This window comes from Lysinibacillus sp. NPDC096212 (assembly GCF_044763105.1).
Classification (GTDB): Bacteria; Bacillota; Bacilli; order Bacillales_A; family Planococcaceae; genus Lysinibacillus.
In genome coordinates, this window is sequence record NZ_JBIWFQ010000043.1 from 12420 (window position 1) to 36225 (window position 23806).

General features: G+C 36.9%; 12 protein-coding genes and 1 pseudogene. 11 read left to right on the forward strand and 2 right to left on the reverse strand.

Going from position 1 to position 23806, the window contains the following annotated elements; genetic code table 11:
• Positions 1 to 16: 16 nt before the first annotated feature.
• Positions 17 to 2101 (forward strand): beta-propeller domain-containing protein, encoded by a 2085-nt coding sequence (locus ACIQ7T_RS26180; RefSeq protein ID WP_402874804.1) that lies wholly within the window; start codon positions 17 to 19, stop codon positions 2099 to 2101.
• 830 nt (positions 2102 to 2931) lie between these two features.
• On the opposite strand, the gene ACIQ7T_RS26185 is transcribed toward ACIQ7T_RS26180, so the two are convergent.
• Entirely contained in the window at positions 2932 to 4341 is a 1410-nt protein-coding gene (locus ACIQ7T_RS26185) for a polysaccharide deacetylase family protein (RefSeq protein WP_370082396.1), read from the reverse strand.
• A gap of 272 nt (positions 4342 to 4613) precedes the next feature.
• On the opposite strand from ACIQ7T_RS26185, the gene ACIQ7T_RS26190 reads away from it, so the two are divergent.
• Both ACIQ7T_RS26190 and ACIQ7T_RS26195 read left to right on the forward strand, forming a co-directional pair.
• Complete coding sequence (locus ACIQ7T_RS26190) at positions 4614 to 5366, forward strand: threonine/serine exporter family protein (protein WP_370082394.1); 753 nt, start codon at positions 4614 to 4616, stop codon at positions 5364 to 5366.
• A gap of 12 nt (positions 5367 to 5378) precedes the next feature.
• Positions 5379 to 5846, forward strand: a complete 468-nt coding sequence (locus ACIQ7T_RS26195; RefSeq protein ID WP_370082392.1) for a threonine/serine exporter family protein — start codon at positions 5379 to 5381, stop codon at positions 5844 to 5846.
• A gap of 93 nt (positions 5847 to 5939) precedes the next feature.
• On the opposite strand, the gene ACIQ7T_RS26200 is transcribed toward ACIQ7T_RS26195, so the two are convergent.
• A complete protein-coding gene (locus tag ACIQ7T_RS26200) occupies positions 5940 to 7961 on the reverse strand; it encodes an EAL domain-containing protein (protein WP_370082390.1) in 2022 nt (673 codons plus the stop codon).
• A gap of 364 nt (positions 7962 to 8325) precedes the next feature.
• Here ACIQ7T_RS26200 and ACIQ7T_RS26205 point away from each other — a divergent pair.
• The 8 genes and pseudogenes from ACIQ7T_RS26205 to ACIQ7T_RS26240 all read left to right on the forward strand — a co-directional run.
• A pseudogene (locus ACIQ7T_RS26205) lies at positions 8326 to 8772 on the forward strand (DMT family transporter); the annotation flags it as partial.
• 77 nt (positions 8773 to 8849) lie between these two features.
• Positions 8850 to 10571 (forward strand): ABC transporter ATP-binding protein, encoded by a 1722-nt coding sequence (locus tag ACIQ7T_RS26210; protein WP_402874809.1) that lies wholly within the window; start codon positions 8850 to 8852, stop codon positions 10569 to 10571.
• Positions 10571 to 12403 (forward strand): ABC transporter ATP-binding protein, encoded by a 1833-nt coding sequence (locus ACIQ7T_RS26215; protein ID WP_402874812.1) that lies wholly within the window; start codon positions 10571 to 10573, stop codon positions 12401 to 12403. Before ACIQ7T_RS26210 ends, ACIQ7T_RS26215 begins: the two co-directional genes overlap by 1 nt.
• Before the next feature lie 440 nt (positions 12404 to 12843).
• Entirely contained in the window at positions 12844 to 13710 is an 867-nt protein-coding gene (locus ACIQ7T_RS26220; RefSeq protein WP_370082384.1) for a GNAT family N-acetyltransferase, read from the forward strand.
• A gap of 1420 nt (positions 13711 to 15130) precedes the next feature.
• Complete coding sequence (locus ACIQ7T_RS26225; protein WP_402874815.1) at positions 15131 to 15958, forward strand: WxL domain-containing protein; 828 nt, start codon at positions 15131 to 15133, stop codon at positions 15956 to 15958.
• A 22-nt stretch (positions 15959 to 15980) separates the two neighbouring features.
• Positions 15981 to 16766, forward strand: a complete 786-nt coding sequence (locus ACIQ7T_RS26230; protein WP_370082380.1) for a WxL domain-containing protein — start codon at positions 15981 to 15983, stop codon at positions 16764 to 16766.
• A gap of 78 nt (positions 16767 to 16844) precedes the next feature.
• Complete coding sequence (locus ACIQ7T_RS26235) at positions 16845 to 17873, forward strand: WxLIP family cell surface protein (RefSeq protein WP_370082378.1); 1029 nt, start codon at positions 16845 to 16847, stop codon at positions 17871 to 17873.
• 111 nt (positions 17874 to 17984) lie between these two features.
• A complete protein-coding gene (locus ACIQ7T_RS26240) occupies positions 17985 to 23210 on the forward strand; it encodes a hypothetical protein (protein ID WP_402874819.1) in 5226 nt (1741 codons plus the stop codon).
• The last annotated feature ends 596 nt before the right edge of the window (positions 23211 to 23806 follow it).

Here is a 23806-nt window from a genome sequence, read left to right on the forward strand (position 1 = left end):
AAAGGTAGGTAAATTAATGAAAAAGAAGTGGGTAGCAATTTCACTCATCGCCGTACTAGCTATGTTGCCAGGAATTTTTATGCTGATGTCGACCCCAAAAGTAGAGGCGCAGACAGCGAGTGCGAGTATGACAACTCATAGCTGGCAAGTATCCTTTACTGAGGCACTAAAAGAAAACGCGATAGCGAATGTTTTCGTAACAAATAGCAAAAATCAAAAGGTAGCAGCGACGGTAACAATGGGGGAAGATAAAAAGACAATGATCGTAAGCGATTTAGTACCTGGAAGCTATAAATTACATGTGAAAAAAGAAGCGTTTGTACTAGATGGGCCTAAAACAACATCGCAAGTAATAGCATTTACCATCATTGAAAAGCTTGAAGCTGTAAAATCAGAACAAGAACTACAACAATATTTCGAAACACTTTTAGCTAACTCACAAAAAGAACTGAATGAGGCAACCGTAGAATTGGCAAAGAGCGATGACAAGGCGAGTGCAGACAAATCCTCTACAACGAATAATCAAGTCGAAGGAGTGGAGGAAGGCGATATAGTTGTTGTCAAAGATGGCTTTATTTATGCTGTAAAAGATCAAGGCATTACTGTAGTAGATGCTAAAGATCCAAAAAATTTAAAGCTAGCGACAACAATCAAGCTGAAGGAGTCACAATATATTTCGAAGCTAGCATTATATGAAAATTTATTAATAGTGATTGGGGATGAATATTTAGAAAAAGTAGGCTCAAGCATGTCGACAGCTACTTTGTATGATATTTCAAACCCAAAGAATCCGAAGCTCATACGTGAAGTGGGGCAAGAGGGGTATTTACAAGATATTCGAATTACAAATGACACATTATATTTAATCGGTAATATGTATCCGAATTATTGGATGCTTAGAGAGCAAAAAACGCCGGATTTAAAACCGAAAACATTTGATAGTGTAGAAGGAAATGAGTACAAAAGTTTACCCCTAGAGAAAATTTCTATTTTACCAAATACAATGGATGGAACATATAGCTTAATTACAACTGTGGATTTAAAAAATGGTGCAAAGACAACTGCGAACACTAAGGGATACTTAGGAGGTAGTAGCGGGCTTTATATGTCGGAGAATGCACTTTATTTAACAACACCAATTTATGATGGAAATCCAGTACCTGCTACTGGTCGCATGATGGATATGATCTGGATGCCAAGAACAACTAATACACAAGTTTTTAAATGGAATGTTGATGGAACTGCCATGAATTTTGTGGGTACAACGGAAGTAAAAGGCTCAGTGTTAAATCAATACTCAATGGATGAGTATGAAGGCAATTTTCGTATCGTTACAACTGAAGGAAATGCGTGGGATGAACAAAAAATATCACGAAACCACCTATTTATTTTCGATAAAAATTTACAAGAGCTCGGTGCAGTAAAAGATTTAGCTCCTGGTGAAAAAGTGTATTCTGCACGCTTTATGGGCGAAAAAGCATATGTAGTAACATTTAAGCAAGTGGATCCGCTGTTTGTTATTGATGTCGCAAATCCAAAAAAGCCAACTGTGCTAGGTGAGCTAAAGATTCCAGGCTTTAGTAACTATTTGCATCCACTAGACGATACACATTTAATCGGCATCGGCTATGACACCGAGCAACGCTATGATGCATATTCGAAGCGTAATTTTACGGTCACAACTAATATGAAAATGTCATTGTTTGATGTTTCAGATTTCAAAAATCCAAAGGAACAATCAACAGTAAAAATCGGTGGAGAAGGCTCGTACTCCGAAGTCCAATACAATCCTAAAGCGCTATTCCGCAATAAAGAATACAATTACTTCGGTTTCCCAGTTGTCCTGTACGATGCAGGGAAGGGCGATGAAATCGTCTACAAAGGTCAAGGTGCACAAATCTATGAAATCACTTCAGATAAAGGAATCGTCCTAAAAGGAAATATTGTTAATAAAAGCACTGGCGATCAGTACGAAAATTGGGAACAGCGTGTACAAAGAGTAGTCTATATAGACGACGCTCTTTATACAGTAGCGAACAATGAAGTAAAGAGCTATCAGCTAACAGACTTCAAACCACTTGATACATTAACGATAAAATAAAAAGAAAGTCCAATAAACTCAAGGTGGAGTTTATTGGACTTTTCGCGTTGTTGAAAAACTATTATGTTAATGAAATTCAGGTGTCTTATAAAACAAGGCTCATCTGCACAGCGAGGGGCTAATTTCGTTCCTGCTAGGTGAGCCGCTTCACTTTACTGCAGGGTCTCGTCTGTGGCGCTGAAGAGAAACTGGAATTGTTCCGATAAAACGAGAAAATATTCCGATAAAATGAGGTTTTGTTCCGATAAATCTTCAAAGTATTCATATAAAAATGAATTCATCACAATAACGTATGGTCGCTTACTCACATGACAAACGTTTTTAATAAAATATCACCCAACTTATGAGTTTTATCGACATCTACCTTCCGAAGAGCAAAAAGGACAAAACTGTGTGTGAATCCTTTTACTTTATTATATCGCCTAGCTTCCACTCCGATTCTTATCCGCATGACATACGTTTTAACAAAATGACATCCAACTTTTTAGTTTATCACCCAACTTTTGAGTTTTATCTACTAACTTTCGCGTTTTATCTACTAACTTTCGCGTTTTATCTACTAACTTTTGAGTTTTATCTACTAACTTTCGCATTTTATCTACTAACTTTCACTTTTTATCGACATCCACCGCCTGAAGAAGCGACAGCAACAATGTTTAATATCTGTGCGAAAGCGAAGCGGCAGCAACAATGGCGGAGGAAGCGGCTCGCGCTCGTCTCGCATAAAGTCGAGTAGCCAACCTCTCATTATGCCGAAGTTCATTGATGTAATAAGTTTTTCAACAAAAGAAAGTCCAATAAACTCAAGGTTTATTGGACTTTTTCTGTGGTTATTTTTGACGATATGGAAGAATTTCTGATACTGTCACGAATTCATAGCCTTGCCCTTGCAAATAAGCAAGCACGGAATCAAGACCATCGGCAGTCGATTGATGAATATCATGCATTAAGACAATGGCGTTATTGTGTAAATTATTTTTGACATTAGGTAGTAACTGTTGCGCATTGCGATACTTCCAATCTAATGTATCGATCGACCATAAAACAACAGGAATTGGAATTTGAGCGTTAATTGTATCGTTTGTTGCTCCATACGGTGGTCTAAATACAGTTGGCTTTTGATTAATAGCCTTTTCAATTTCCGCAACTGTAGATGTGTATTGATTTACTGCCGACTCTAGTGACAGTTTTGTTAATACAGGATGGTTCCATGAATGATTACCTATTTCATGTCCTCTTGCAAGAACGTCTCTAGCGATATCAGGATAATATTGTACACGGCTACCAAGCATAAAGAAGGTAGCTTTGGCATGATATTTATCGAGCGTATCTAAAATCTGTTCTGTTACCTTTGGATGTGGGCCATCATCAAAAGTTAAGGCAATACGCTTTTTGTTTGGATCTCCTGTATTAGTTGGCTTTACCGGCTTTTCCATAGCAATCTGGAAATCAGAAGCTAACAACGGATTGATAAGTGATAAAGGGAGCTTCACAATTGGTGAACCAGCTGCCCCGCTAGCAATCTCATACTCATCAAAATAGAATTGTACCGAATCATCAACTATAGCAAAGCGATTAAAGTTAGACCACTTTGGTTCAGTTGACTTTACTAAATCATCCTTGAAAAGCTCATCCTTTAACTTGAGATTTTGTTGTAAGTCGTTACGTACATGAGTAGCTAAGGCTGATAAGTTGTTTTTATCGTTGTTCAACAATGTTTTAATGGAAATTAGTTCACCAGTTTCATGATTGATGAAGAATGTTTTTGTTGAAACCTCTGGGTTGGCACCGCCTGTATACAACATTTTTGTTAGCACAAAGGAATAGTAATGCTTTTGATATGGGAAAGTCTCAAAACTAATATTAAGCTCACCCATTACCTCTTTATCTTTATTTTCTTTCATAGATGACAGATAGTTTTCCTTTGAATCCGTTATGTACTGTAATACAGCATCATTAAAAGCTTTATTATCTGTTTCTGGATAGTGAATAGCAAAAGGAGTTCGCTTATCATTAGAGACATCTGTTACAATACGTATGCCTGGAAACGCAGAGCTATCTGTGGATAGGTTACTCTTTATTGAATCTGAAGTTTTCTCCTCTTTAGAGGCACTAATTTTTTGAAACTTAAAGTCATCCTTTGATAGGATAATGACTAAAATAATAGTTGTTAATGTAATGATGAGGCCAATTAATAGGAAATCAATCATTGGGCCGCGTTTTTTTCTGCGTTCCGGCATTTTGGTGGATACGCTCCTTTCCTTATTTAATTTTCTATACTGCTTATAAAATCAGACGTGTTAGTCTTTGAAAAAGTTATACGAATCTATAAAGTTTTGCTATCAATTTATGGGAAACCCATCTTCATAAATAAATTACTCAATAGCTTACCATTTTCAGCATATGAAAGCCAAAGTACTTTGGTTAAAAGTTGAAAAATTTTTTAGTTGAGTTTTTATTTGCAGTTCGATACTATTGGCAAGGAACCTTTTAAAGGAGGCAGATAACTGTAATGGTTTTACATGAAGTGGATAATGAATTTACGATTGACTGCTTATTGCTTGCAGGTCGAATTATGATTGAAAGTGGTGCAGAAACATACCGTGTGGAGGATACAATGCTACGCATGGCACATTCTCAAAATATGCTAGATGCACAATGTTATGCTACACCTACAGGGATCATCTTTTCGTTAGGCAAGACACAGCCGACGAGAATTACATCAATTTCCAACAGGTTAACAGATTTGCAAAAAATAGCCTTGGTAAATTCAGTATCTCGGAGACTCACATCTCACATGATAACATTAGAAGAAGCTTATGACGAGCTAAAGTCGATACAAAAAACAAATTATTTTTTACCAACATATATTCAAGTCATATCAGCGGCTCTTGCGAGTGGTTGTTTCCTTATAATGTTTAAGGGAGGATGGTCTGATTTCCTTTTTGCCTGTTTAGCAGGGGGGTTAGGCTTCCTAGTGCTTTTATTGATAAATGATTTAACAAAAGTAAAATTTTTCGCAGAATTTACAGCTTCATTAGTAGTAGGGTCTATTGCTGTCTTTTCAGTGAAATATGGCCATGGTACGGAAATAGATAAAATTGTTATTAGCTCCGTTATGCCACTAGTACCCGGTATTTTGATTACGAATGCAGTTCGGGATTTAATAGCAGGTCATTTTATGTCAGGGATGGCAAAGGGCGTAGAGGCCTTTTTAACAGCTTTTGCAATCGGTGCAGCTATTGCCGTCACTCTATCGTTTTAGGAGGCAGATGACATGGACTATATCATACAGTTGATACTTAGCTTTTTTGCGACTGCAGGGATCGCAATTATTTTTAATGTACCTAGAAGAAACCTAGTTTATTGTGGTTTTGTTGGGGTAGTAGGCTGGATGATTTACTTCATCCTAACAGAACATGGCATGGATATAGTATATGCCTCATTCTTTAGTTCTTTCATAATTGCTATCGTTTCTCATTTATATGCTCGGCGCTTCAAAATGCCAATGATTATTTTTATTGTCGGTGGTATTATCCCGTTAGTTCCGGGAGGTATGGCTTATAATGCAATGAGAAATATTGTAGAGGATGATTATATACAAGGGCTACAGTATGGATTAAAGGCATTTTTAATTACAGGTGCCATCGTTATAGGACTTGTATTTGCAGAGGTACTAATACAGCTTATTTTCCGTTCTGTACGTACTAGTAAAGCGACATTCAAAAAGGTCTATAAGAAATAAGGTTCTACATCAAATGTAGGAATGAGCACGGCGGATAGAACAAATATAAAAAAGGAGGTTACGTTTAAAACGTAACCTCCTTTTTCAAATAAACTATTTAACTAGTAATGCTTCAATTTCCTCTGCATGAACCGGTTTGCTAATATAGTATCCTTGAATAGCATCACAGCCATAAGTAGTTAAAAGATCCGCTTGTTCAGCCGTTTCGACACCTTCTGCGACAACTTTAAGTTCCATAGATTTTCCGAGTTGCACCATACCGTTCATGAGCTTTTGGGTTTTCTCAGATTTTAATAAAGAACTTGTAAATGTTTTATCGATTTTCAATGTATCTATTGGAAGAATTTGCATATATCTAAATGAACCATATCCGGTACCGAAATCATCTAGTATAAAGGCAATACCTTCATTTTCAAGCTTACGCATTTGCTGTGTGATAAAGGTAGCAGCTTCTGCTTCTAACGCAAATTTCTCAGTAATTTCGATTTGAATAAGGCTTGCAGGACAGCCGGTTTTTGCCAAAGTTCCAAGGATTGACTTTGCCATGTTTTTATCACGGAATTCGCGTACAGAAGAGTTAATGGATACTTTTAAATCAAGACCAGCTTTTTTCCAGATTAGTGCCTGTTCACAAGCTTTTTCTAGCATAAAGGAACCGATATTATTAATAAGACCAGTTTCCTCAGCAATTGGGATTAGCTCATCTGGTGAGACAACGCCTATTACTTCATCTTCCCAACGAACTAGTGCTTCTACAGCTGTGATTTTACCTGTATTAACATCAATTTGCGGCTGATAGAGAACTTTTAGGTTTTTTTGGTCAAGAGCTTGAAGTAAACGTTTTTCAATTAGAGCTTTACGATTTAATGCTTTATGTGTTGCTTTGGATAGTGAGACGACTTTATCGCCACCTGCATCACGTACAGTTGTAATAGTAGCAATGGATGCCTTCATTAGTTGGGAGAATGTAGTTTGATCCTCTGGATAACGTGTAATTCCGCCACTAATAGAAATAGGGACAGCAACATTACTGTTATAAATTGGATGTTGTTGTAAGTAAGACAGGAAGCCTTGAATAAACCATTCACTTAATGGTGTAATAACGACAAAATCATTTTCGTTAATACGTGCCATTGTGCTATCTTGGAAGTACATTTTTATACGATTTGTAAACTCTACAATAAGACTTTGACCGATTTGCTGATCATGTAACTCTTTTAATGTATAAAATTTATCAATACTTAAATAGACAAAAGAAAAGTTTCTTTCATCCTCAATCATATTAGAAATCACTTTTTCGAGTCGATGCGCATTCATCAGACCTGTTTCTGTATCGATATAAGCGATTTTTTCAAGCTGATGTTGTATTGTCTTGGACTTCGTGATATCTTTTTCAATTAAAAAAAATTGTTGCTCATTCGTTTCAATATTAAATGTTGGGATAGCCGTTAGTAGCACCCAGTAAGATTGACCTGCTTTTGTAACTTTTTCGACTTCACCTTGCCACGTTTGGCCATTGTTTAAATTCCGCCAGATGGTATTTGTGATCTTTTCACTTTCTTTATTTTCAGGGAATAGCTGCCAAAGTGTTTTGCCAATCACGCGTTTTGGTGTCCATTGACTCGTTTTTAGAAATTCATTATTACATTCTAAAATGAACCCATCATGATCAAGTGTTACTGTCATAAATGTCGAGTCTAATCCTTGTTTTAAGTCTACGAGAGTGCTGCTACTTGAGACAGAATTAATCATTAACTCTGGTAGCATGAACATCATAAGAACGAAATGCTCTCCTTGTTCAGTAAATGGTTTAGCTAGTAGCGCTGTTGTAATTTCTTCATTTGTATACGTTTTTAATTGAATTTGATTAATATACGTGCTGTCATTATTCTGCAAAATGGCTTGAAAGGTTTCTAATGAAAGCTGACGTAGTAAATTTTCATGAATGAATGAAGTAGTATGTTCTTTAATAGTAGTAACTGAAAAATCAAATAGCTGTTCAGCAAGCTCTCCCAAATTTATAACTTGTCCATCTTGATTCATGACAATAGCAGGAAAAGGAAGTGAATTTAAATAATGTTCATCGATCGTAAATGATTTATGCATATGACTCATGATTATTCGATCTCCTTGAGTAATCTATATATACTATTATTATAGTTAATTATCGGGAATTAGTCATTATGAATATGATTGTAAATATTTGATAATAAAAAAAATAGGGACTTTTTTAACGAAAAACATGGAAAGATTTGAAGAAAAATAACATTTTTTAGTATATATATAGGAAGCTAGAAGTGTATGAAATGGATAAAAAATAGTAATTATTGTCTTGGTTGCGATTTTATGGGGAGCAACTGACTTTTGTGGAGTAGTTGCTTAACCGTAAGCTATTGACAGTCTCCTTTATGTTAACAATTCGTTGATCGCTCGCAGTAGTACTTACATATTGATTTTCAGTGGGTTTACCTTATTGCAGTTATTTGTAGTTGCCTATGTCTCTCTTAGTTTAAAGAAATGGCCATCGAAATATCAAGTGATAGGGATTATTGGTACACTTATGGGTCTTTGACTCCTACTAACGAACGCTTCATTTGATTTTTTGTTAGTCAGTAGTAAAGCCCTATTGCGGGAGTAGCGGTTGGTTTTACTTTTGCCTTCTCACATTGTACCCTGCACGTATGGTGAAAGAATGGAGCGTACTACTTGTTGTCGGATGGGGAATGCTGATAGGGGATTTACATTAGAGACTAATTGTTGCAATTGGAGTCAAATCAGTGGTTTTTGTGCTATTTTTAAGTTGAGACAAGTATTGCTAACAGCGATGGTTATTTCAGTTATCGTGTTTGGTACATCGTTAGATTTTTGGCAATTAGTTATGCTTGTTTGTGTAACATGGCTTTCTGTAGGTAGAGGAAAAGCATAAAAATACTATCTGCACAGGAGTTCTTTACTATGTTTGAAATTTATGGAACTTCTTTGCGAAGAGCAAGGGGGAAGAATGTGAAAGAAATTTTTTCCTATGTAAAGCCATATAAATGGACCGCATTTATCGCGTTTTGTTTAATGCTGTTGGAATTGTTTGTGGAGCTCGCTCAGCCACTGATCATGGCTAAAATCATAGATGAGGGAGTACGAGCTCAAAACCAAGGGATGATTTGGCAATGGGGTATTGTTTTACTTGGCTTATCTTTCGTAGCCTTTATAGCCGGTGTCGTTAATTCGTATTTTTCATCGCATACTGCACAGAGTTTCTCCTATGATTTACGAAATGCATTGTTTGAAAAAATACAATCCTTTACATTAACCACTTATCAAAAATTCTCAACAGCTTCTCTTATTACAAGGTTAACGAATGATGTGACACAAGTTCAGACGGTACTGTTTATGAGTTTGCGTATTATGCTTCGTGCACCACTTGCCGTTGTTGGTAGCATCATTATGGCCTTTGTTGTCAATGCTAAATTAGCGTTGTTTTTAGTGATTGGCGCACCGATTATTTTGATTTTTCTTATATTTATGGTGACAAAAGGCGTGTCTTATTTTGGACTTGTGCAAAAAAGAATGGATCGTTTGAATCGTGTACTACAGGAAAATTTACAGGCTATTCGATTGGTGAAAGCATACTTACGCGGTGCATATGAAGCTTCTCGGTTTGATGAAGTTGCCTCACGCTTAAAAATAGATACTGTAAAGGCTCTACGCACAATGGAGTATATTATGCCTGTGCTGTTATTCATTATGAATATGAGTCTACTTGCAGTATTGTGGTTTGGGACAAAACAAATAGCTTCAGGTACAACACCACTTGGAGATGTAGTTGCCATTGTCAATTATGCAATGCGTATGACAGGCTCGTTTTCGATGTTTGCCTTTATTATTATTTTTTATGCGCGTGCCAAAGCCTCTGCTGAGCGTATGGCAGAAGTTCTTTCAACTGAAAATGAGATTGAGCTACCATCATCTTCACAGAAAACGTCTAAAGATTTGAGTTTTGGAGAATTAGCTTTTGAGCATGTGAGCTTTACTTATCCTGGGGAAGACTCGCCTGTACTATCCGATGTAAGCTTCCGAGTGACATCTGGTGAAAAGCTTGCCATTATGGGGGCAACAGGTGCAGGGAAATCAACGCTGTTACAGCTTATCCCACGTTTCTATGAAGTCACGGAAGGCACAATAGTAGTAGAGGGGAAAGATGTACAGCAATGGGATTTACAAGAACTGCGTGAAATCATCGGCTATGTTCCACAACAATCGTTATTATTTACAGGAAGCATTGCTGATAATATTCGTTGGGGTGATGCAGAGGCTGAAATGGATGCAGTGCTACAGGCTACAATGCAAGCGCAAATCCATGCTTCTGTGGAGGATTTCCCGAGTGGCTACGAAACAAAAGTCGGTCAGAAGGGTGTCAATCTTTCAGGCGGTCAAAAACAAAGATTATCGATTGCAAGAGCGTTATTAAGAAAAGGGCATATATTAATGCTTGATGATAGTACAAGTGCACTTGATGTTAAAACGGAGCAAGCATTATGGGAAGCATTGAGTGAGGAACAAGCAACGATGCTAGTAGTCACTCAAAAAATTCGGACAGCAAAAGGTGCAGATCGCATCCTACTCATTGATGCAGGGAAAGTGGTCGCATACGGGACGCATGAAGAGCTTTTACAAACGTCAGTGCTTTATAAAAAAATCGCAATCTCTCAACAGGAGGTGGAGGAATAATGGGATTTTTCCAAAAGCCTTTTGGCTATGAGCCGATTTTGACGAAAGATGATGTGAAGCAAGTTGTTAAGAAAAAGAAGGGACCTCGCGCGACAGATTGGAAAAGCACACTACTACGTTTATGGAAAATAGTCGATGAACAACGTGTACTACTAATTATTGTGCTGTTACTTGTCTTGGCGAGTTCCATTTTCTCTCTTCTTGGGCCGTATTTAATCGGTAAAATGATTGACATGTACGTAACGCATGGAGAACTTGCAGGACTTGAGAAGGGGATTATGCTGTTAATCGGCATTTATGCTCTTTTAGCAGTATCATTATTTTTGCAAAACTATTGGATGATTGGTGTTGCCCAACAAACCATTTATAGATTACGAACGAGTGTATTTGCTCATTTCCAAAGGCTGCCGATTGCTTTTTTTGATCGTCGTCAGCATGGAGAATTAATGAGTCGGATGACGAATGATATTGAAGCAGTTAGCTCAACATTAAATAGCTCCTTTATCCAAGTGTTTTCTAGTGTAATAACGCTTACGGGAACGGTGATTATCATGCTAAGTTTAAGCCCTTTACTAACGGTATTAACGATGACCATTATACCGATTATGTTTTGGGCAATGCGTTGGATCACACGGAGAACGGCACCTTTGTTTAAAGAACAGCAAGCGGCCATAGGAGCTCTGAATGGCATGATTGAAGAAACAATTTCGGGTCAGAGAATTGTCAAAGCTTTCTCACAAGAAGAACGTATGAAAGCGGAATTCCGCGAAAAAAGTTTACGCTTAAAAAGTACTGGCTTTTGGGCACAAACATACTCTGGGTATATCCCAAAGGTCATGAACTTTTTAAACAATATGAGTTTTACAATTGTAGCTGGTATTGGCGGTGTACTTGCTTTTTACGGGCATGTATCAATTGGCGTAATTGTTATTTTTACAGAATACGCAAGGCAATTTACACGACCTTTAAATGATTTGGCCAATCAATTTAATACCGTACTGTCTGCGATTGCTGGTGCTGAGCGTGTATTTGCGTTACTGGATGAACAGCCTGAGGAGGAAGTTGCTTCCGCACAAAAGCATAAGCTATTAGGGCAAGTGAGCTTTCAACATGTGTACTTTAAATATGAGCAAGCAGAGGAAGCTTACATTTTGAAGGACATTAATTTTAACGTGGAGCCCGGACAAACGGTAGCTCTTGTTGGGGCTACTGGAGCAGGAAAAACAACGATCTTGCAGCTTATTGCAAGATTTTATGAAGTATCAAAGGGCGATGTTTTATTTGATGGTGTAAACGTTCAGCAAATAGAACGACAAGCATTGCGCTCGCAAATGGCCTTTGTATTACAGGATCCGTTTTTGTTTGAAGCATCTGTACGTGAAAATATCCGTTATGGTCGATTAGATGCTAGCGATGAAGAGATAGAGGAAGCGGCGAAGCGTGCGAATGCACATGACTTTATTATGACGCTAAAGGATGGCTATGACACTGTACTTGCCGCAGATGGCAGTGGGATTTCGCAAGGTCAAAAGCAGTTATTGTCAATAGCAAGAGCATTGATTGCTGATCCGAAAATATTGTTGTTGGATGAGGCGACAAGTAGTATTGATACTGTTACGGAGCTTGCGATTCAAGAGGCTCTAGATGTGTTAATGCAAGGACGCACTAGCTTTGTTATTGCTCACCGTTTAAATACAGTGCACAATGCCGATATTGTGCTTGTTATGCACAAAGGTGAGTTAGTTGAAGCAGGTCCTCAACAAAAATTAATGGAATCCGGTGGCATCTATGCGCAGATGTTACAATCTTCATCTCATCATCTTGATGAGTAGGGTGAAAGTAACGATGTAAGTATAAATCTCATTCATCCAGTATAAAAAAGAGTGATTTTGAAATTTTGGAATTGCTCTTTTTTAGTTGAAGTATTGACTTTTATCCTATAATTTAAATGTAATTTATTAGTATAAATGGTATAATTGAGTACAAACAGCTAAGTGGAAATAATTCTTTTGGGTAAGGGAGCAACTCGACGCTCATCCGTAGTGGAAATGGGGCTTACAAATGAATGTGGTTGTATAGAAATACATACCTTGTTCTAGTAATTTTCAGTCTATAACCGTCAAAAATCATATAAAACCTTTTAATTTCACTATATTTGGAGTAAAATTGTTAATAATTAGAAGTGATTAGCAGTGGTTAGTATAATTTGTTGCCAGCGTATTTTCTTTCTTGCTACAATAGGGCAATAGTCTATACAAGAACGGAGTAAATGATGAATATTTCAGTGATGACAGTGTCTTTTCCGTTAGATGGGGAAACATTAAATGAATTAAAAATATTGTGTGAAGAAGCGACCACACATGATTATCGTGTATATGAGACTGCTATGGGTTTGCCTATGGCGAGTTCCTTTGAATCGAAGGGCTTTATGGTACTTGCATATGAAGATGACAAAGATGTATTAGTTGGTGCAGCTAGTGCAATAGATTTAATGGGGCTGCATACATATGAATGGTCTTTAGTTGTAACACCTAAGTACCGTCAAAATGGAATTGGAACTGCTTTAGTAGAAGCTTTACTGGCCGGCCTCGAAGATCGTGGGGCAGAAGGTCAATTGGCGGTAGTGATAGATGGCTCACCTTGTGGACACAAGTTTATTGAAAAGAAAGGCTTTACATATAGCTTTTCAGAGGCCACTTTAGAAACAAGAGCAGAGTCAGTAGAATTAAAGAATGATATCGAAATCATTCCTTATACAGATGAACAGGCAGAGCTGATTGCTATTTATAGTGCAGCGTTTGGAGACCTACCTGAAGAATCTGAGGAGCTAATCGCTTTTAATACTTCAACGAATGGACGAAAGCTATGGGTAGCGCGTAAAGATGGCGAAATTGTTGGAACAGTAACGACTGCCCAGGAAAATGAAATTCAATGGGTAACGGCATTGGCAGTTCATCCAAACTGTGAGGGGCAAGGGATTGGTACTGCGATGCTGTCATTTTCCAAAGATTATGCGAGCAAAATTGGAGTCAAATTCGTCATGCTCGATGTAGAAATTGACAATCGAAAGGCGCTTTCTGTTTATGAGAAGGCCGGCTTTATGAAGGCTCAACAAATAGACTATTATGTAAAACAATAAGTGAAGAGTGAGGAGTGTGCTTGAAGCATCGCTCCTCATTTTTTTGTGTTTAGAAATGAAGTCCAAACACCGGCGATAAGGATGTGGAGAATTTTCAGATGGAGAAGACGAACAGCATAAAAGGGTGGGTAAGTCTTCTTTCGAAGGAAACTCCAAGAAAACATCATTCGCCCCCATAATATAAGGTTGAAAAAAATTTATAACGGATTCAAATAAGAAGTTTATCAAAGTTTGTTCAAAAGTGAACAAAAGTTGATTTGCATCTTTCCCCAGAAGGTTTTACCCTTAATAAGCATAATCTTTAAGATAAAAGGATGTCCGATAAAAGGATGTCCTTTTTCTTTTTTTGCCTTTGGAAATGGAATAATTTCACACGAAAAGTTGGAAAATGGTCCTTGATATTCGACTGTTGCAAGTTAGGCAGAAGTGGTACCATCACTAACTCTAGGATCCTGTCAGACACAAAATCCAAATAGCGCTAATAGTTTTCAACAATACTCTTTGGAAATCGGGTGCGAATTTTAAAAAATCAGTAGTTTCAAATTCACTATTATCAGATTTTGTTAGAAAAGCTACAAAAGTTGATTTTCATTCTTTTATAAAATGCTATACAATCGGAAACTGCAAGAGATGAAAAGTAAAAAAAGACTTAAAAAAGAAAAATATGTTTATAGATGTTCAGTTAAAGGTATAGGATAAGTGTAAAAAGTAAATAAACTTGTATTTGTAGTTATAGTAGAGATGCTTTTCATTTAATACCGAATAGTAAATTTAAATTCACTATTATCAAATTTTGTTAGAAAAGCAACAAAAGTTGATTTTTATTCTTTTGTAAAATGCTATACAATCTGAAAATGCAAGTGATGAAAAGCTAAAAAAGACTTAAAAGAGAAAAAATATGTTTAAAGGTGTTCAGTTAGAGGTATAGGTTAAGTGTAAAAAGTAAATAAACTTGTATTTGCGGTAATTGTAATGATGTTTCTAAGTATCTCTTTTCATTTAATGCTGAATCGTAAAATTATCAAAGTAATAGGAAGATAGTTTTTAGGAAAAGTCTAGGGACCTAGAAAAAATCCGCAATTGGGAGACGCATCTTATTAAAGAATAGTAATTTCAAAGAGTGTTATTTACCGTAGCAGCATTTTGTCTGATACGTAAATATTAATAAAAAGCAATGAAATGAGAGGATGATTTGGCCTATGGAAGTATGTCCTTTTCTGTCTATTAAATGTAATAATATTACAAATAGATTAAAAAATGGTTTTGTTTAATTCTACTTTTAAAAGTAATCCATGAAGTGTTATTTATCGTGTCAGCATTTTAGTTGATACGTAAATATAAAAAATAATTATGAAAGGAGAATTCACCTACGAAGAAAAAAACAATACAAGTTGCAGCAATTGCCGCGGTACTAAGTGGGATGGCCATTTCGCCACTATTTACTTTAGCAGATGGCAAAGGTGATGTTTTTGAATCGAAGGCAGTGGTGAAATTTATTCCGGCTACAGATCCGCAAGTTCCGGTAGATCCAACTGATCCAGACCCAGGAAAACCGGTAAAACCAGTAAAACCAACTGATTCAGACCTAGGGAAACCGGTAAAGCCAGTAAAACCAACTAATCAAGACCCGGGGAATCTAGCAAATTCAGTAGATTCAGTAGATCCGACAAATCCACAAGATCCAAACCTTGGGACGGGCAGTCCCTTAAGCTTGGACCATGTGTCAAACCTTGATTTTGGTGTTAGTGAAATTGCTAATACGGAGCAAGGTGTGACGTACTATGCCAATGCACAGGAACTGCATACTAGTGAGGCAAGTAAATATGTACCGAACTATGTTCAAATCTCAGATAATCGTGGAACAAATTCGGGGTGGACGTTGACGATTAAACAAGAGGGTCAATTTTCTAATGCTAGCGCACAGCATAAGGAATTAACGGGTTCGCAAATCCAATTTGCTGACCCAACTGTTGAAGGTGTATCAGACGCGCCACCACCAATAAATGCTGAAGTAATTACATTGGATCCGAATGGAGCAGAGTCGCTTGTAATGGCCGCGAAGCCGCTTGCGGGGGCTGGACTTTGGGTGAAGAGCTGGGGAACAGTTGAGGAGATGACTGGTGATTCTGGTCAGAAAATTCAAAAAACAAAAGCGATTTCCCTTACTATTCCGGGAGAAACGCCAACGGATACTGTTACATACAGTACAAAATTAACTTGGAAGTTATCTGATATTCCGAGTAACTAAACTATTAAAGGTGGTCAAAATGATGAAGAAAATCGATTTGAAAATGTTAGGTATTACAGCTATGGTAACAGGCTGCGTATTCGCAGGGAGCACATCTGCCTTTGCAGAAGAAAAATCTTATAACTCTAATGCAGTTATTCAATTCCAACCGACTGGTGAAGGTGGCGGGGAAACGGACCCAGAAAAACCAATTGATCCAACAGATCCAACAAATCCACCAGTTGATCCAACAGATCCAACAAATCCAGGTGGTAAGCCGGATCCAGGAACGAAGGGTCCATTAGGTATTGACTTTGCATCTAGTTTGCGCTTTGGTGAGCAACAAATTACATCTACAACTAAAACTTATAAAGTAAAACCACAAGAGTTTACCGATCGCGGTCCGGGTCCAAACTATGTTCAAGTGACAGATAACCGTGGAGTAGGAACAGGTTGGATATTAACGCTAACGCAAGATGGTCAATTTAAGGGCAAAGAAACTGGTAAAGTGTTAACTGGAGCTGCAATTTCTTTTAAAAATGGTCATGTAGTAACGGTTTCTGAATCTGGAGAACCAACTCCATACGGAGAATTTACTTTGGGATTTGACGGAGATGGAAAAGGCGTGGCTCAAAATATAATGGTTGCTGGTGATGAAGAAGGTGCCGGTACTTTCGCTTTTGTATTTGGTGATAACAACACAGCTGCAGAAAGTATCACGCTAGAGGTGCCTGGTAGTACAACAAAATATGCTGACAACTATTCTACAAAATTAATATGGACATTAAAAAACGTACCAACTGGTAATGAAGGCGAAGGCGACGAATAAGTAAAGAATAGGGATGAGACACTGTAGTTTTCTACAGTGTCCCACCTAAGTAATTATGTAATGAGGAAGGTTGAATTTATGAGAAAAAATATGTTGTTGACCTTAGTTGGAATAGTAATGGTAGGCCTAGTATGGTTTGCACCATTCGCTTCTGCATCTGAATTTAATTTTGGTGTACATACTGTTATTCCGGAAAATCAAATTGATAAAGAAAAAACGTATTTTAATTTGAAAATGGAACCTAATCAAAAGCAAACATTAACGATTCGTTTAAGAAACGATACATCAGAGGATGTCGTGATTGAGCCTAAAATTAATACAGCTACAACAAATCTCAATGGTGTTGTAGAGTATGGATCTACAAAAACTGAACGTGATTCTTCATTATTGTATGAGATGGGAGATTTAATAAAAACAGATAAGGAGATTACAGTTCCGGCTAATGGGAGTAAAGATTTGCACTTAAATGTAACGATGCCTGAAGAGGAATTTGATGGAATTTTAGCAGGCGGTATTACGTTAGAAGAGAAGGAAACAACATCAAAAAAAGAAGAAAACAATAAAGGTTTAAGTATTGAAAATAAATATGCTTATGTAGTAGGCATTACGCTACAAGAGACAGATGAAGTAGTAGCGCAGGATTTGAAATTACATGAAGTTGAGGCTGGGCAATTGAATGCACGTAATGTCATAAATGCTACACTTCAAAATCCTACGGCTACGTATATAAATCGTTTCGAAGTGGATGCGGAAGTGACGAAAAAAGGAAAAACAGAAGTACTCTATCAAGCTAAAAAACAAGACATGCAAATGGCGCCAAATTCAAGTTTAGATTACCCTATTCCGTTAGATGGTGAAAAGTTCAAAACTGGAGAATATACGTTACATATAAAGGCTAAGTCGAGCAAAGAATCATGGGAATTCAAAAAGGATTTTGCCATCAAAGGAGAAGAAGCGAAGCAATTCAATGCAATGGATGTATCGATTGAAGGTCCGAATTATTTAGCGTATATGGTAGGGTTACTAATTATGCTAGTAATAGGGCTACTAGTGTATATATTTTATAGCAAGAAGAAACAGGGAAAGCAGCAAGGAATGAATGATTAATTGATAAAAAAACGTATGTTTGAACTTGGGATTGACAATTGTTTTTTTATCAATTAATTCTAGTAATCTATCTAGTATTGAATAGGATTCTAATAGAGGGAGGGTGTGAAAATGAAGAAAATAGTAGTCTGGATGTTGACCTTTATCTTAATCTTTTCAACGCTGACTATATCTGAAGCAGAGACATCTTTTGACCCCGAAAATGCAGTAACAGAAGATGATGGACAGATCGAGTTAGAAAGTAAAGAAGAGTCAGCACCTGAAAATAATGCACAAACTGAGTCAGAAAACAAAGAAGAGCCACCAACTACAGGTGGGGAACAGAGTGAGTCAGAAAGTAATGAAGAGCCGCCAGCTACAGGCGGGGAACAGACCGAGTCAGAAAATAAAGAAGAGTCAGCACCTGAAAATGAAACAGACACTGAGTCGAACGGTGATAAAGAGCCACCAGCTACAGGTGAGGAACAGACTGAGTCGAACAATGAAGAAAACCCAGCAGTGGAGTGTGAAGAAGAACTAGCAATGGACTGTGAGAAACCAGAAGAATCAGCCAGTGAAGAAAACCTTACAGTTACATTAGACAATGACGGAGAATATACAGATGGTGGTTACCGAATAACGGGGACACTGAGTAAAGTCAGTCAACCTACCATTCTTTACTATAAGATTGATGATAATGATGAGAAGAAAATCGCGGAATTTGAAAACACAGACACTGATCCAACTATTCCGTGGGAGTACACGATTCCAGATGATGAAGTGAAAAAGGGTTTAGATCACGACATTACGATATATGCAGAAAACGAGTCTGGTACGAAATCAAACGAAGAAACAATAAAAATACGCCCAGCATTAACGATTACAGAACAAGTATTTGATGAAGATGACCATGAGGTGGAGGAAGTTGCACCAGAAAAAACAGTCAGCTATAAAATTATAGTAGAAACCGATTATATCGACGAAGATACCGGCACATATGGTGAAGTCAACATTACTCAACAATATGCTACACGTTTAGAACAACCAGCAGACCTTAAAGTAATAGATGAAGAAGGAACAGAGGTTGGTACAGCCTCATATAATGAATCTGCCAATGTAATTAAAGCAACTCTTGATGCTAACCTGCCACGTTCTACGAAGGTAAACATTACGTATAACGCTAAAGTGAAAACAGATATGGAAGAGGAAGAATATATCATCAGTCAGGCGACAGCATCCGGGGAATATAGTACAGGTGATGAAGCCAATGAGACATCCGATAAAACGAAAATTTTAATTACTAATGCACGAATTAAAATAAGTGACGTTGGTAAAATCGGCAATATTGATTTTTCACCGTTGGATAAAAATGATCCTGTAGTTGGATTTAAAGAAATGGACAAAAATAGCTTGCTTGAGTTCTCGAAAGAAAAGTCCAGTGGAAGAAAATATTTTATGCTTTTCGGAGATTACAATAATGATCGGTTTAGTAATGCATTAGAACACGGCAATGTTGCCTTTGGTGATGACGCGATGCGACCGCTACCTAGCAGGGACACAACACTTGAAGCTTTAATGCAAAGTAAGAACTATATTCATGCACAAAATTTTGCAGTTATGACATTGTTCCCTCACTCTGAGTATTATGGTACCGCAACATATTATTATGAAAACGGAAAACCTTCGAAAAATCAGGTAGGTAATGGATTAGTGATTGCCCAAGGAAATGATGAAAATGGTAAGGCAGAGTTCCAATCAACAGAAATGCCAATTTTAAAACTATATAAAAATGAAGTTACACATGAATTGGTAGCTTATGCAGCTGTTATTAATGGAGACTTTTTAGATGGCTATGTAAAGATTAAAATGAGTTCAGTAAGTGAATCCAAAGGGCTTGTTAATATAAGCATGAAGTTTTTAAAATTAAACGACAAATATAAATATACTAATTTTGCTTATAATGTTCGTACAGATATTGGTAACCTCTATAGCGTCTCTAATTATAAGGCGCCTATAAATTCGTTAGGAAATAATAAAGGGTTTTATTTTGTTGTTGATGAGAATGTTAATTGGGCACATCGTAAAGACAAACATCCATATTATCTTTATTTCTTCCGTGATGGCTATGCGAATCATCCAGCTGAGTTGAAAGTAAATGATGACCCGGCACACCAACCGTTCAGCGATGCCTTTTACCCTACAATGAGTTCACTTGGTAGTGAAGATCCTGGTGAGAATGCAAAATATCCTTCTACGCAGGATCCGGGCTGGTCATTAAGATGGGCAACTGACGAACAAAAATATGGCGAGGTTAGAGAAGTGAATCTCGAGCTTATGGTAACTGACAGTAATCAGCATACTATTGAGCAAGAAGTTAAATTAGATAATGATATAGAATATACAGATGCTGGTTACCGTATAAAAGGGACTTGGAATGATGATAGAGGTCAACATGTCACTCTTTATTATACGATTGATGGCGGTGAACCTAAGAAAATCGAAGAATATGAAAATAAAAATCCTGGTACTGATGTTCAGTGGGAGCACACGATTCTAAAAGATGAAATGAAAAAAGGTTTAGATCACACGATTACTGTATATATAAAAAATGAGTCTGGTTTTGTATCAGACGAAAAAACAACAAAAATCAGCCCGCAATTTACTATTACAGAACAAGTTTTTGATAAAGATGGCGAAGTGGCAGAGAGAGTTGCACCAGAAGGAACTGTAAACTATAAAATTGCAGTAGAAACAAATTATAGTGAAGAAGCTGGAGGCACATATGGCCAAGTCAGCATTACTCAAAAATATGCAACGAGTTTAGAACGGCCAGAAAATCTTAAAGTAATAGATGCAGGGGGGAAAAAAGTTGGTACAGCCACATACAAAGACTCCGCTAATGAAATTGAAATAACGCTTGATGAAAACTTGCCACGTTCTACGAAGATAAACATTACGTATAACGCTAAAGTGAAAAAAGATATGGAAAATGAATATATTATAAGTCAGACGACAGCATCCGGAAAATATAGTACGGGTGATGAAATCAATAAGACATCAGTTGAAACGAAAATTTTAATTAATTCTACTAATCTGCATACGCGAATGAAAATAAGTGAAGTTGGTAAGATTGGCGAGATTGATTTTTCGATGTTAGATTCTCCGAATGAATTAGATGGATTTACACAAATGAAAATAAACCAGGGGCTTAAATACAAAACAAAAGACCCGAATTACAGAGATTATTACATGTATTTCGGAGATATTGACTCTGAAAAACGGTATGTAAGTTCGTTATGGGATCTGTCCTCTTATTACAAACACAATGATGACTGGAACCGCCCACTACCTACTATGGATAACACACTTCAACAAGTAGTGGACAGTCGATTTTTGGCTAGTGAGCGTATGTTTATAATGGCGCAAAATTTCCAAATGATTACAGCTTTAGAAAACTCCTGCGCTTACTGTGCTTATAGTATCGTATCGTACAATTATGAAAAGGGGAGAGCTTCGAATATACTCTCTGGGACTGGAGTCACGATTGCTCATGGGGATAGTGCAGATGATACAGCAAAATATCAATCTACGGTTATGCCTCTGTTAAAACTTTTTAAAAATGAAACGACACAAGAATTGATTGGTTATGGGGCTGTTCTTAATGGTGAATACGTAGATGGCTTTATAAAAATTAAAATGAGTTCGGTAAGTGCTAAAGGTCGTGTAAATGTAAGTATGAAATATTTAAAACTAAGCGATCAACATGCCTTTACAAATATTGCTTATTCTGTCCACATGGATATTGTTGGACAACACAAGCAAAGTAAAATGTACTCGTTAGGAAATTATAAAGGTGTTTTTTTCCAAGAAAGTGGAACAACTATGGCTGACAAAAAACCTTTTTATCTTTATTTCTACCGTAGTGGCTATGCAAATAATCCAGTTGCATTAAAAGCAAGTAATTTCCCAACCGAAAGACCATTCGATCAAGATGGTTCTTATTATGCCACATTGGATTCACCGGGTACACCTGATTCTTCGTTTGGCGGTTTAATGGGAGCTTACCAAGAGCATCCAGGTTGGGCTATGAGATGGGAGCCGGAAAGACTAGACCCTTACCGTATTAAAGAAGCGAATGTTGAGATAGGAATAACCAGTAAATTAGATGTTATGCCTATAATTGAATTAGATAACGATGGTAAATATACAGATGATGGTGATTATCATATTTCAGGAATATGGTCGGCTACAGATAGCGAAAAAATTGATCTTTACTATAAGATAGATAGTAGCGACAAGATAAATGGTAGCGATGCTAAGCTAATAAGAGAGTATAAAAATACGAATCCAGGCAGTGTCACTAACTGGGCGTATACGATTCCAAGGGATCAAGTAAAAAAAGGAGTAGATCACAATATTAGTGTCTATGTACTGGACGAAGATAAAAAGCAATCAAATATCGAAATGATAAAACTTCGCCCAACGTTAACAGTTACAGAACAAGTATTTGATGAAGGGGGTAAAGAGGCAGAGGTAGTCGCACCAGGAGAAACGTTAAGCTATAGTATTTCAGTAAATCCCAGGTATATTTCGGATGATAAAGGTAAATATGATCAAGTTAAAATTACCCAAACATATAATACGAATTTAGAACCACTAGCAGACAAAGACATAAAAGTAATTGATGAGGACGGAAACAAAGTTGGTACAGCCACATTCAATGAATCTAAAAAAATAATTGAAGCAAGTCTGAATGCTGATGCTGACTTGGTTCGTTCTAAGAAAATATATGTTACGTATAATGCTACAGTGAAAGAAGATGCTATAACGGGAACGATTACAGGTCAGGCGACAGTATCTGGAAAATATAGTACTAAAGAAGAATTCAAAGGGACATCAAATGAAGTGAGAACTGAAATTGCTGCCGTGTTGAAGTTCGATTCTGCACCTAAAGTTATCGACTTTGGAGAAAAGCTAGTGATTTCACCACGAACTAAAAAGTATTATCCAATTAAGCTCGATATGCCTTTAGCTGTAAAAGATACTCGTACGCTATCTTCGAAATGGACGGTGATGGCTAAACTTGCTAAGCCGTTAATAGGGACGAAGCCAGGTGGTGCTAGATTAGATGGTTTACGTTACCGTTATGGTAAGAAAGATTCATACCTTACTGAAGATATCTCAGCGGAAATCTATACAAAGGAAACAACAGACGGGCGCCGAACAGTCGATATTTCTAATACATGGAGTGAAGATGGAGACGGACTTTATCTAGAAGTGCCAGCTGGAAAGGCAAGAGCTGATGCTTTTGAAGGAACGATCACGTGGATGCTTCAGGATGTACCGACCAACGAATAAATCTAGTGAAGTTTTGAAAGCTACTAAAGTGTGTATCAAACATGAGTGAACCTTATAAAGTAGATAGTTTAATAAAAAGGGATTGCCGTACTATGTGGCATTTAGATGACTTCGATGCTTGGAGTCATCTTTTTTTGTCTCAGGCTCTTTTTGTTTAATTTTTTATGAAGAAATGATATGTTAGATAACAATATAACATTAAATTAATGAGTCTAATATTAATTTATTTCTTAAACACTATAATAGGAAGTTTCTCGGTGAAATAAGAAACTATCAATTTTTTTTAGAAAAAGTATTGACCATCTTAGATTAAGAGTGTAATATTATAAAAGTCGCTAAGACATCTACTGAAAAACAATTAAGTTAAATAAATTAGTTGTTGACATTGAGTTCGTGACATGATATTATATAAGAGTTGCTGTTAGAAAAACAGTAACGAAATGAACCTTGAAAACTGAACAAGCAAAACGTAATCAATAAAGTTTTTAGTAGCTAACCTCAAGTTAGTGAACGAAACAAAATTTTGGACATCAAACATGATGCCAGCAAAACAATTTGAGCTAATCAAATTTCTTTTTATGGAGAGTTTGATCCTG